An 11,690-nucleotide genomic window follows, 5' to 3' on the forward strand; every position below is an offset into this window, starting at 1 on the left:
TTTGAGCGAAGCGAGTTGTTTTTGACCCCGGCTGGACCGAGCACCGCAGGTTGCCCGCAGCGAAGCGAAGGGACGCAGGAACCAGGGTCGCCTTTTCTTTGCTTACTTTCTTTTGGCGATGCAAAAGAAAGTGAGTTGCATGCCGGGCAACCCCCGGCCAACCGCCCTCAGCAAAGACCGCCCCCATCRAACCAACAACAACCCAAAAAGAAGCCGCTATCAATTCAATAGCTGCTACCGCTCGCCCCCATTAACCGCAACGCCTGGTTTTCAAAAAATCAACCCTCAAGCCGCAGCCCGCTCCACCAAAGGCGCATAAGCCCCACCAAACCGGTTCCCCAGAAAATCCCCCAAAGCAATATCCTCCTGCCGCACAAACCCCTGCGCAGGCAAACGCCCGTTAGCCAGCAAATCCAGCACCGTGCAAATACCAGCCGCCGTGGTGATCTGGATCGCACTGCGCAGCACGCCCCCGACCACGTGGCTGTATACCTTGTGGGCGTAGGTCTCCTGCATCAGCCGGCCTTCGCGCTGGCCGCTCACGGTGACGAACACGATGACCACGTCCTGCATCGTTGTGGGCAGGGCGTTTTCCAGTATGTCTTTCAGTACACCGCGGCGGTCGCGCAGGCGCAGGTCGTTGAGCAGTGCCTTCATGATCGCCGCGTGGCCGGGATAGCGGATGGTCTTGTAGTTGAGGTTGGTGACCTTGCCCTGCAGCGTCTCGCACAGGGTGCCCAGGCCGCCTGAGGTATTGAAGGCCTCGTACGTCACGCCGTCGAGCGAAAACTCCTCATGCTCAGCCAGCGGCGGCACCTGGCGCAGCACGCCTTCCACAATGGCTTCGCAGGGTTCGCAGTACTCGTTGATGACGCCGTCGGTGCTCCAGGTCAGGTTGTAGTTCAGCGCGTTCGACGGGAACTGGGGCAGGGCGCCTACGCGCATGCGCACGCTGTGCAGGCTGTCAAAACGCCGGCACAGGTCGGCCGCCACGATAGACACAAAACCCGGCGCCAAGCCGCATTGCGGGATCAGCGCTGAGCGCGCGGTGCCGGCCAGCTCCCGCACGCGCCGCGTGCTGGCCACGTCTTCGGTCAGGTCCAGGTAGTGCACACCGGCTGCCACGGCAGCTTCGGCAATCGATGTGGTGAGGTGGAACGGCGCCGCGCTGAGCACCGCAAACTGCCCTTCAAGCGCTGCGCGCAGGGCGACAGGGTCGGTGACGTCCAGCACCTTCAATTGAACCCCGGCGCCGGCCTTGATACCTGCAAGTGCGGCCTGCGATGCGTCCACCACCGTCACCGCGTAGTCCTGGCTGGAGCCCAGCAGGGCGGCAATGGTTGAGCCGATTTTGCCTGCGCCTACGACCATGATCTTTTTCATATCCGCTCCTTGATGGGCCCCTCCAGGTGAAGGGCGTTGACTGATTGTGGAGCGCAGCACCGGCGGTTGGTAGTATCAATTTATACAAATAGAAGTCATAATTTAGTGAAATAGAAGGCATCTACCATCTATTTGCCTACCCTGCTTTAACCATAGTCACGCCCGGCACATGAATCTCGACGCCATAGACCAGATACTGCTCAGCGAATTGCGTGAAAACGCCCGTTGCCCGGTGGCTTTGCTCGCCCGCAAGGTGGGTTTGTCGCGCACGGCAGTGCAGGCCCGCATCGAGCGGCTGGAGCGCGACAAGGTCATCACCGGCTACGGCGTGCGCACCGGCGACGCGTATGAGCAGTCGCAGGTAGCCGCCCACGTGATGCTCACCGTCGGCCCCAAGCTGTCGGGCCCCGTGGAGGCGGCGCTACGCAAGATTCCCGAGGTCCGCTCACTGCTCTCCGTCAGCGGCACCTTCGACATGATCGCCATCGTGCAGGCCGGCTCGATTGAGCGGCTCGATGCGCTGATCGACGGCATCGGCCTGCTTGATGGGGTCGAGCGCACCAATACCTCGGTGGTGCTGTCTACGCGCATTCAGCGCTGACATCTTGCTGCTGGCGCCCCTTGAACGTGGCGCTCCTGCCGCCAGCCGATTGCTATACATTTAATAGCGGCTCGCGCCCGTTGTAATTGGTGAAAGGCCATTTTTCTTCCAAAAAAATGATGCTTCCGGACTCAAAAATGGCTTCCTGTCGGCCAAAAAGCACGTCCAAAACGGCTTTTCAGACCGATTTCAGGCATCAAATTGGCTTCCAGTCCAATCAGGATCTGCGCGAGCAGCTATTGATTTGATAGCGAATACGGCCTTACACAGCACCCGCCGGCCAAGGCGCATGCTTGCCCATCACGCCTTCATACAGCGCGCTGGTTTCAAAGCGCGCCAGCCAGGCCTGCACCTGCGGCCAGGGTTGCGCGGCAAACCAGGCCGCATCGGTATGTGCAAACTGCCGCACAAACGGCAGCAACGCCATGTCGGCCAGGCTGGCATGCGTGCCGAAGAGCCAGCCGCCAGCCAGCACGGTTTCCAGCTGGCCCAGCCAACTTGCGCATGCAGCCTGGTGTGACAAGGCAAAGCCCGCGTTGTCGCCTGCGGCTTCTTCGGGGTAGCGATTCGGGTATTTGTAGCGGTCCAGGCTGCGCTTGAAGGCACCGTCGTTGCCGGCAACCAGCGCGAGCATGTCATCAAGAGAGCCCTGCGGTGATGTGAGCCAACCCTCGGGATCATTGCGCCGCAGCGCCCACAGCATCACGTCCAGGCTTTCATCAATGACTTCGCCACCGGGCAGCACCAGCACCGGCACGGTGCCTTTGGGCGAAGCGTCCAGCATTTGTGCGGGCTTGTTCTTCAACACGACTTCACGCAGCTCATAGGGCTCGCCGCTCACGGCCAGCGCCAGGCGGGCGCGCATGGCATACGGGCAGCGGCGAAAGGAATAGAGGACGGGCAGGGCGCTGTTCATGGCCTGAAACACCAGGTGCATCAAGTGCCGGATTGCCGCACGCCGATGTGCGCGGCATTGCGCGCTTCGGCCAGCTCAACCTGGCGCTGGCGCTCGCGGTAGCCGGCTTTCTGTTCTTCCGTCGTCTTTGCATGGCAGTGCGCGCAGCTCACGCCCAACTCGTACAGCGGCGACTGGCGGTCTTCCTCGCTCAGCGGATCGCGGCACGAGCGGCACAGCGTGAAGGCGCCGGGCTTGAGGCCGTGGCCGACGGACACACGCTCATCAAACACAAAACATTCGCCTTCCCAGGTGCTTTGCGCCTCGGGCACGGTTTCCAGGTACTTGAGGATGCCGCCCTCGAGGTGGTAGACCTCCTCGAAGCCTTTGGAGCGCAGCAGCGCGGTGGATTTCTCGCAGCGAATGCCCCCGGTGCAGAACATGGCTACCTTCGGCTTTTTGCCGTCATGCGCCGCCAGCTTGCCGCCTTCAGCCATTTCGCGCTCTACCCAGCCGGGCAGCTCTGAAAAGCTGCTGGTGTGCGGGTTGATGGCGCCGTGGAAGGTGCCGATGGACACCTCGTAATCGTTGCGTGTATCGACCAGCACCACGCCCGGTTCGTTGATCAGCTGATTCCATTCCTGCGGCTTGACGTATTCGCCGGCCATCAGCGCGGGGTGGACTTCCGGCACACCCATGGTGACTATCTCGCGCTTGAGGCGCACCTTCATCCGGTAAAACGGCATGGACTCAGCCCACGCTTCCTTGTGCTCCAGCGTCGCCAGGCGCGGGTCACTGCGCAGATAGGCCAGCACGGCGCGCACACCTTCTTCAGGCCCGGCAATCGTGCCGTTGATGCCTTCTGCCGCAAGCAGCAGCGTGCCCTTGACACCATGGGCCTCACACTGCGCCAGCAGCGGCGCCTGCAGCTCGGCGAAATCGGGCAGCTCAACGAACTGGTAAAGGGCGGCGGTCAGGAATTCGGGCATGAGAAAACAGGCGAAAAGCGAAAAGAAATGTGCGGTCGTTCAAAAGAGGGCAAACAGGGCAAAGGCCGGAAAGCACGAAAAGACTCTAAACGGTGCGTGTACGCGCTGAAATGGCGCTGATAACGCGCCGAAATGGCACAAGCGCTCCCAGGCTCCATCGTAGCGGCTCGGGTTTTAGCATTTTGTAACCCCGATTTTGTGACGGAAAGCGCCGAATTCAATGTTTTATGGCCATGCTGGTAGACATTTTGTTGCAATGCAGCAAAATGACCGTGTACTTATTGATCTGGCGCAAATACCTTCCTGGAAATCAAAGTAGACGCAGACCTCGAACCGACCCCAGATGGCCCCACCACTTTTTGTCAAACCATGTCCAGAAGCATAAGCAGTCTTTGGCTTAAAAGCATGCGCCGCATGGGCAAGGCCCAGCAGGCGCAGGGCTTGCGGCTGTTTGAAAGCCTGCTTCCCAAGGTCACGCCGGCGTTGCCTGCCACCACAACGCCGCGCCGGCGCAGGCCCGGGGTCAAGCTGTTGAAACCGGTGGTTGTCCGGCCCGCCAAAAAAGCCCGCCGGCCCACGGCTGCACAGGCCCGCGCCGCAGCCGGGTTGCCCGGCACCTGGCGCAAGGCCTGGTTTACCTTGCCCGGGGACGGCTTGCTGACGGATTCCCGGCGCATGCTGTACTGGCTGTATCTACCCGCCGCGGCCGCTACGGCCGCTACGGCCGCTACGGCCGCTACTGCCGGGGTTCCCGATGCCCCTGCGACACCGCGCCCGCTGGTGGTCATGCTGCACGGCTGCCAGCAGACGGCGGCTGACTTTGCAGCGGGCAGCCGCATGAACGAACTGGCCGAGCGCAAGGGTTTTGCGGTGCTGTACCCCCAGCAATCCAGTGCGGCCGACGCCCACCGCTGCTGGCACTGGTACAAGCGGGCCACACAAAACGGGGAGGGCGATGTGGGCGTGATCGCCGCCATGATTTCCCAGGTGCAGCAAAAACACGGGCTTGACGCTTCACGAACTTACGTGGCGGGCCTGTCGGCCGGCGCCGCGCTGGCGGCCATCGTGGCACTGCGCCACCCGGAGTTGATCGCGGCCGTGGGCATGCATTCCGCACCCGTGTTCGGCACCACCCACTCGCCCTTCAGCGCCTACCGGGCCATGCAACACGGCTCGGGCTCGTCTTACGATGCGGTGGCGCGCTTGTTTGCCAGCGACCAGCCGGCGTTCCCGGGCATGCCGGCCATCCTGATCCATGGCGACAACGATGCCGTGGTGCGGCGGGTGAACGCCGAGCAACTGGCCGAGCAGTTCGAAATCATCAACAACCCGGTCATTACCCAAAATGCGGCCCGCCTCGAGCCGGTGGTTCGCCGTTACCCCGAGCGCCGCAGCGGCAGGCGGCCACGCCATGCCTACCAGACCACGACCTGGTACGCCGGCCGCAAGCCGCAGCTGGTGAAGTGCGACGTAGACGCCCTGGGCCACGCCTGGAGCGGCGGAGACGCCAGCATGGAATACAGCGAGCCTGAAGGCCCCGACGCCACGCTGATGATGTGGACGTTTTTCACCTACCACCGCCGCAATGCCGCTCCGGCCGCGGCAGGGCCTGGTGCGGCGAAGTAGCTGAGCCTGAATCTGCTATTAAATCAATAGCTGCTTGCGCTTATTCCTTGCGGGCTGCAGCCTGTTTTTTCTTAAAACCGTCAGCGCGGCAGCAGCCCCGCCATAAAACTGTCAACCGCATCGGTATACCCGCCGGGCAGGCCCAGCGTGGTGTTGACCTGTTCGTGCGTCAGGTCTTGCGGCAGCACGCTGGCCCGCACGCCTTTGGCCGTCACTTTCGCAGCAAAGTCACGCGACTGTGCGCAGGGGTCATCCGCCCGTTGTGTCGAGCAGACCAGCAGCATCGGCGTGGCGTCAGCCGCCAGCACGCTRGTGGGCGACACAGTGCGCCAGTAGGCCGGGTCAGTGCCAAATACGCGGTCATAAAACCGCATGTGCCGCGCTTTCATGATGCGCTCAAGGTCCAGCGCGGCGCTGTCAAGTGCCACAGTGCCTAGCCACGGCCTGGCGCCTGACGTATAGGCCAATGCCGGCGAGGCACCCAGCAGTGCCACCAGGTGTGCGCCCGCCGAATGCCCCATAAGAATGACCTTGGCCGGATCGCCACCCCACGAGGCGGCCATGGCCTGCGTCTTGGCCAGGGCACTGGCCACATCGCGCGCCTGCACCAGCGGGTCAACCTGCGGCGACAGGCGATAGCCCACCGACACCAGGATGTAGCCCTTCTGCTTGACCCACCAAGCCACCTTGTTGTCGGTCACGTTGGCCATCGCCTTGTTGCCCACCATCCAGGCACCGCCGTGCACCATGACGATGACCGGTGCGTTGGCTGCCGGCTGCTGCGGCAGGTAGGCATCCATGCGCTGGCGCGGATCTGCGCCGTAGGCGATGTCGGGGATTTGGCGCACACCGGCCGGTACGGTGGACCTGGCGGTTTTTCTCGCCAGGCGGCCGCTGTCCTGCTGGGCAGGTGCCGGCCCGGCGTAGAGAACCGCGGTGAGCACCAGCGCAAGCGTCGGCCAGTGTGTGAGGAGGCGAGGGGCAAGGGACATGTCATGGCTCCAGTGGTATTGCGGCGGGCAGGCCGGACAGCATATCCGGCCCGCCTCTGACCTTGTGCGTCAACGATGGGTCAGGCATTCGGGCTGCGCGATGCGTAGTCGTCAGCCGGCCGGTTTGCGCGAGCCTTTTTTCGATGCCACAAAGGTCTCGATGTCGGCCAGCGAGATAGTGCCTGCATGGCTGGCGTCGATGGCGTCAAAGTTTTTGTACACCTTGGGCATTTTTGCCTGCGCCTCCTCGCGGGTCAGCTTGCCGTCCTTGTTGGTGTCGGCCGCCTCAAAGCGCTTTTGCAGTTCGGTACGGGCTTTTTCCAGGCGGGCGGCATTGGGTGCCTGGGCATGGGCTGCGGTACCTAGTGTCAGCAGACCAATGATTGAAAGTGCGCGGAGATTGAACGAGGGGGTCATGAGAGTGCTCCAAAAAAATGAAAGTGAAGGTCGAAATTTTGAAAACCGGATTTGATGAAAGGCCCAGGCGCGCTCAACGCGACGGGCAGCTCATCGCCGCGCCGGCAGCGTCATAGCAAGTTGTGCTGCGGGTAACGCCGGTGGCCTGGTTGTAGGACGCCGTGCTTTGCACGCTGTTGCCGGTGGCAGCGCTGGTGGCCGTGGTGTTGCGGCTGGCGTTGACGGCGCCGTCAGCGGTTTTGCTGCTGCTGCCGCTGCTTTCCACGCTGCCTTTGGCCCCGGTGGCGGCAAAATTGCCACTGCGCTGTGCCGAACCGTCCGCGCTGCGGCTGGCCTGGCCGGTGCGCACGGCGGTGGCGCCGTTGGGGCCTGTGGTGGAGGCGCTGCCCGCTGTGCTGGCATTGCCCTGCCCGTCGGCGGTGGTGCTGCGGTTGCGCACCCGTGTGCCGCCTTGCGGGCCCTGGCGGGTGACTGCCCTGGTGGCGGTGGCGCTGCCATCGGCATGGGTCCGCACCACGTGGCGGCTGGCCGCTTCGGCGGGGGTGGCAAAACCTGCGGCCAGCAGGGTGCATGTCAGGGCGGTGGTCAGGGCAGTGGCGGAAAGCATGGTTTTCATGGTGAACTCCTTGAAGGTTGACGTTGAACGGTGAAGGGTCTTGAGATTCCGGCCGCATTGCAGCGCCGTGATGTCACTGTGGCCGCCAGATGTGAGCCAGGCATGGCTGCAGGCGGCCTCTTGATGACAAGGCATGAGCAAATCCCGGCTTTGTCATCGTTTGTCATGATTCGCCGGGCGGGCGGCCAGACGCGGGCCGCTACCATGGGGCATCTTTCTTGCGACGGGTGTTTTCTTATGGTTGTTTCCAGCGCGCTTTTGCAGACAGGCCTTTCACGATGAGCGAGCCACTGGCCCGGGTCCTGGTGGTCGACGACGAGGCCGACCTGCGCAGCCTGCTGCAGCGTTACCTGAGCGATCAGGGTTACGCCGTGCGCACACTGGAAGACGCCAAAACCCTGGACACTCTGCTGGCGCGTGAGCGCTTCGACGTGCTGGTGCTCGACGTCATGATGCCGGGCGAAGACGGCCTGGCGGTGTGCCGCCGCCTGCGCGCGCAGGGTGAAACCATTCCCATCGTGATGCTCACCGCCCGCGGCGACCCGGTGGACCGCATCGTCGGGCTGGAAATGGGCGCTGACGACTACCTGCCCAAGCCCTTCAATCCCCGCGAGCTGCTGGCCCGCATCCAGGCGCTGGTGCGCCGGCAGCGCATGCTGGGCGCGCACAGCGGCCCGCTGCCCGGCCAGGGCACGGTGCAGTTTGGCGCCTTCACCTTGAAGCTGGAAGCACGCCGGCTGGAAAAAAACGGTGAAGACGTGCCGCTCACCACCGGTGAGTTCAGCCTGCTGCAGGCGTTGGCCCTGCACCCCAACCGGCCGCTGGGCCGCGACAGGCTGATCGAGCTGGCCTACGGCCGCGACCACGAAGCCACCGACCGCAGCATCGACGTGCAGGTCATGCGCCTGCGCAAGCTGATTGAGTCGGACCCTTCCCAGCCGGTGCACATCCAGACCGTGTGGGGCGTGGGGTATGTGTTTGTGCCGGAAGGCGGTGCGGCAAAAAACGGCAAGGCGGGCAAGCCGTGAGGCTATTTCCATGAAGCTGTTTCCACGCAGCCTGTTCGGCCGCAATGTGCTGCTGATCGTGGTGCTCATTGTGGTCGGCCAGCTGGCCAGCGCGCTGCTGGTGCGCCAGCTGATCATCAAGCCGCGGCTGGCGCAGCTGTCGGTGGCGGTGGCGCGCAATGTCAGCTCCATCCGTGCCGGCCTGGCCGCCATGCCGCCCGCGCAGCGCGAGGCCTTTGTGGCGCAGTTCAACCGCCGTGCCATGCAGGGCATTGCCGATGACGACGAGGGTGACGGCCGTGGCGAACGCCGGCTGCTGAGCCGGCTTGAGCGGCGCTTCGTCAATGAAGCCTCGCGCGGCATTGCGCTGGAAGGCGAGGGCTCCGAGATCATCTGGCGCCGCGAAGCCGGCGGCAGCCTGGCGGTGCGGCTGCGCCTGGATGGCGCCGACCATTGGGTCAACCTGCCCGGCGTGCTGCCGGCGCGTGAATTCACCGGCGCCTGGGTCGTGACATCATTCGCCAGTGCCTTGCTGGCCTTGCTGGGTGCGCTGTTGATTCACCGTTACCTGAACCAGCCCTTGCGCCGCGTGATGGCTTCGGCGCACACACTGGCGGGCGGCACCAGCCCGCAGCCGCTGCCCGAAGACGGCCCGACGGAAATCGCCGACCTGAGCCGCAGCTTTAACCAGATGGTGCGCAGCCTGGCCCAGGCCGACGACGAGCGCACGCTGATGCTGGCCGGGGTGTCGCACGACCTGCGCACACCCCTGACCAAACTTCGCCTGGGCATCGAGATCCTGCGCGACAAAAGTGATCAAGGCGACGATGAGCTGATGGCCCGCATGACGCGCGGCGTGGAAGAAATGGACGCCATCATCAGCCAGTTCCTGGACTTTGCCCGCAGCACCGAAAGCGAAGCGCCGGCGCCGGTGGCGCTGGATGTGCTGGCGGCTGAGGTGGCGGCCGCCTCGGCTGGCCACGGCATGCCGGTGGCGCTGCAGGGCGGCAACCCGCCGCCCGTGCCCTTGCGCCCGCGTGCGATGCGCCGCGTGCTCACCAACCTGGTCGAAAACGCCTGGCGCCATGGCCTGCCGCCGGTCACGATGGTCACCGGCGTACAAGGCGACTCGGTCTGGATAGCGGTGACAGACCACGGCGCCGGCATCGACGCGGCGCAGGCCGAGGCTTTGAAACAACCGTTTCGCCGCGCTGAAAGTACGCGTACCGGCCCGCCCGGCGCAGGGCTGGGCCTGGCCATCGTGGACCGCATCGTGCGCACGCATGACGGCAAGTTTGAACTGCTGCCTGCCGACGGTGGGGGCCTCTGCGCCCGGATCACGCTGCCGCGGGCCTGAAAATACCCAAAAAAAGGCCTCAAAAGGCCTTTTCAAGCATCAAAACGGGCTGCAGGCCAATAGAGACGAGCGCAAGCAGCTATTGATTTGATAGCGATTGCTGCGGCTTCAGCCGAACTGCACCAAGTTGAGAATGGGCAGCGGGCCGCCGGGGAACTGCGCCAGGCGTCCACCCACGGCCAAAGCGCCGAGGTCGATTCCCGAGAACCCGAGCTGGCTGATCAGTGCCGCCACGGTCGCCTTTGCCTTGGCGTCGTCGCCTGAGAAAAACAGCACGCGTTTGCCGCCCTGGTCGGCGGGGTCAGTGGCCAGCAGCCGGGCGACCAGGTGGTTAAAGGCCTTTACCACGCGCGCGCCGGGCACCAGCTCGGCAAACACTTCGCTGGAGGCGCGGCCGTTCAGCTCAACGGGCCGGAGAGGAGGGCCTTCGACAGCGTTGTTGGCGTCAATAACGACACGGCCGCCAAAGTTGGGCAAACCGGCCAGCGCCTCAGGCAGGCGCCCCCAGTTGACGGCCACCAGCACGATGTCTTTTGTGGCGGCCTCCTTGACGGTGCCGGCGTGGATGGTGGGGCCCAGTTCGCGCACGATGTCTTTGAGCGAGTCCGGGCCGCGGCTGTTGGACAGCGTGGCATGGATGCCCTGGCGGGCCAGGGTTTTGGCAAATGCCGTGCCGATGGCGCCGGCGCCGATGATCCCGATGCTGGGGGTGCTGGATGGGGTTGAGGGGGTAGACATAAATTCACTCCTTGGTTGTTGATGGGTGAATGATGGGTTTTTGATTGCCTTTTGATAAGCCGGTAATTGATTGAATTATTTTCAATCATTACTTTAAAATGGCGAAGTGGAAACCCTGGCCAACCTCGAATCGTTTATTCGCAGCGCCGAAGGCCGCAGCTTTTCGGAAGCGGCGCGGCGCCTGGCGCTGACGCCAGCTGCCGTCAGCCGCAATGTGGCCATGCTGGAGCGAAACCTGGGCGTGCGGCTGTTTCAGCGCTCAACCCGCAAACTCACGCTGACCGAAGCCGGTGAACGCTTCCTGGGATCGATCGGCGGCAACCTCGACGCGCTGCAGTCCGCCATCGCGGCCGTTTCCAGCGACAGCGGCACTCCCGCGGGCCCGCTCAAGGTCAGCATGTCACCCACCTTCGGCACCGAGTACATCGTGCCTTTGCTGCCGGCCTTCCTGGACCGTTATCCGCTCATACGTCCTGACTGGTACTTTGAAAACCGACCGGTCGACCTGATTGCCGAGGGGTATGACGCGGCCATCGGCGGCGGCTTTGAGCTGTCACCGGGCGTGGTGTCTCGCGCGCTGGCCCCGATTCACCTGGTCGCCGTGGCGTCGCCCGCCTATATGGCAGGCCAGCAGGCTCCAGCCAACCCCACGGGTCTGGCCGGGCTCAAAGGTATCGCTCTGCGTTCCAGCGGAACGGGCCGGGTTCGCCAGTGGGTCATGCGCGACGCGGCCGGTGCTGAGGTTCCGGCAGTTTTTATGGAGTCAATGGTCATGAACGATCCGACGGCCATGCGCGCCGCGGCGCTGCTGGGTCTGGGGGTAGCGCTCGTGGCTTTGCCCGATGTGCTGCCTTTGCTGGAGCGCGGCGAGCTCGTCAGGGTGCTGCCGCAGTGGTATGTCGATGCCGGCGCGATCTCGATTTACTACGCCACGCGCAGCCAGATGCCCGCCAAGACGCGGGTGTTTATCGACTTCGTCGTCGAGGCCTTCGAGCGCGACCAGCTGGCCCGGCGCTTTGCCGGCGGCCCCGTGTAGACCGCGAACAGGTTTCCAAGAGGCCCGGTCGCC

Annotated in this window: 12 protein-coding genes; 5 read left to right on the plus strand and 7 right to left on the minus strand. The window is 64.0% G+C overall.

The window, feature by feature from the left end; all coding sequences use genetic code 11:
• Window positions 1-285 precede the first annotated feature (285 nt).
• The gene (locus AC1DY9_RS05215; protein WP_477665953.1) at window positions 286-1,383 is read right to left on the minus strand and encodes a saccharopine dehydrogenase family protein; all 1,098 of its coding nucleotides are present in this window, start codon (window positions 1,381-1,383) and stop codon (window positions 286-288) included.
• A 169-nt stretch (window positions 1,384-1,552) separates the two neighbouring features.
• On the opposite strand from AC1DY9_RS05215, the gene AC1DY9_RS05220 reads away from it, so the two are divergent.
• Window positions 1,553-1,984 carry an Lrp/AsnC family transcriptional regulator gene (locus AC1DY9_RS05220; RefSeq protein ID WP_477665954.1) on the plus strand — a complete coding sequence of 144 codons (432 nt, stop codon included), beginning with the start codon at window positions 1,553-1,555 and terminating at the stop codon, window positions 1,982-1,984.
• Window positions 1,985-2,246: 262 nt separating this feature from the next.
• Here the strand turns inward: AC1DY9_RS05220 and AC1DY9_RS05225 are convergent, their stop codons facing one another.
• Window positions 2,247-2,900, minus strand: coding sequence for a glutathione S-transferase (locus AC1DY9_RS05225; protein WP_477665955.1), 654 nt, complete (start codon window positions 2,898-2,900; stop codon window positions 2,247-2,249).
• A gap of 20 nt (window positions 2,901-2,920) precedes the next feature.
• On the minus strand, window positions 2,921-3,868 hold the full coding sequence (gene trhO / locus AC1DY9_RS05230; protein WP_477665956.1) for an oxygen-dependent tRNA uridine(34) hydroxylase TrhO: 948 nt from the start codon (window positions 3,866-3,868) through the stop codon (window positions 2,921-2,923).
• Between the two features lie 369 nt (window positions 3,869-4,237).
• Between trhO and AC1DY9_RS05235 the strand changes: the two genes are divergently transcribed.
• On the plus strand, window positions 4,238-5,494 hold the full coding sequence (locus tag AC1DY9_RS05235; RefSeq protein WP_477665957.1) for an extracellular catalytic domain type 1 short-chain-length polyhydroxyalkanoate depolymerase: 1,257 nt from the start codon (window positions 4,238-4,240) through the stop codon (window positions 5,492-5,494).
• 80 nt (window positions 5,495-5,574) lie between these two features.
• Here AC1DY9_RS05235 and AC1DY9_RS05240 read toward each other — a convergent pair whose 3' ends face one another.
• From AC1DY9_RS05240 to AC1DY9_RS05250, 3 genes are all read right to left on the minus strand, one after another.
• Entirely contained in the window at window positions 5,575-6,486 is a 912-nt protein-coding gene (locus tag AC1DY9_RS05240) for an alpha/beta hydrolase (RefSeq protein ID WP_477665958.1), read from the minus strand.
• A gap of 111 nt (window positions 6,487-6,597) precedes the next feature.
• Entirely contained in the window at window positions 6,598-6,903 is a 306-nt protein-coding gene (locus tag AC1DY9_RS05245) for an EF-hand domain-containing protein (RefSeq protein WP_457280776.1), read from the minus strand.
• A 73-nt stretch (window positions 6,904-6,976) separates the two neighbouring features.
• Entirely contained in the window at window positions 6,977-7,519 is a 543-nt protein-coding gene (locus AC1DY9_RS05250; protein ID WP_477665959.1) for a hypothetical protein, read from the minus strand.
• Window positions 7,520-7,797: 278 nt separating this feature from the next.
• Between AC1DY9_RS05250 and ompR the strand changes: the two genes are divergently transcribed.
• Both ompR and AC1DY9_RS05260 read left to right on the plus strand, forming a co-directional pair.
• Window positions 7,798-8,547, plus strand: coding sequence for an osmolarity response regulator transcription factor OmpR (gene ompR / locus AC1DY9_RS05255; RefSeq protein WP_477665960.1), 750 nt, complete (start codon window positions 7,798-7,800; stop codon window positions 8,545-8,547).
• Between the two features lie 10 nt (window positions 8,548-8,557).
• Window positions 8,558-9,883 (plus strand): ATP-binding protein, encoded by a 1,326-nt coding sequence (locus tag AC1DY9_RS05260; RefSeq protein WP_477665961.1) that lies wholly within the window; start codon window positions 8,558-8,560, stop codon window positions 9,881-9,883.
• Between the two features lie 108 nt (window positions 9,884-9,991).
• On the opposite strand, the gene AC1DY9_RS05265 is transcribed toward AC1DY9_RS05260, so the two are convergent.
• Window positions 9,992-10,621: an NADPH-dependent F420 reductase gene (locus AC1DY9_RS05265; RefSeq protein WP_477665962.1), complete on the minus strand. Its 630-nt coding sequence runs from the start codon at window positions 10,619-10,621 to the stop codon at window positions 9,992-9,994.
• A 106-nt stretch (window positions 10,622-10,727) separates the two neighbouring features.
• Here AC1DY9_RS05265 and AC1DY9_RS05270 point away from each other — a divergent pair, with 106 nt between their 5' ends.
• Entirely contained in the window at window positions 10,728-11,657 is a 930-nt protein-coding gene (locus AC1DY9_RS05270; RefSeq protein WP_477665963.1) for a LysR family transcriptional regulator, read from the plus strand.
• Window positions 11,658-11,690 lie beyond the last annotated feature (33 nt).

The sequence above is a fragment of the Polaromonas sp. P1_F6 genome (genome assembly GCF_056405695.1).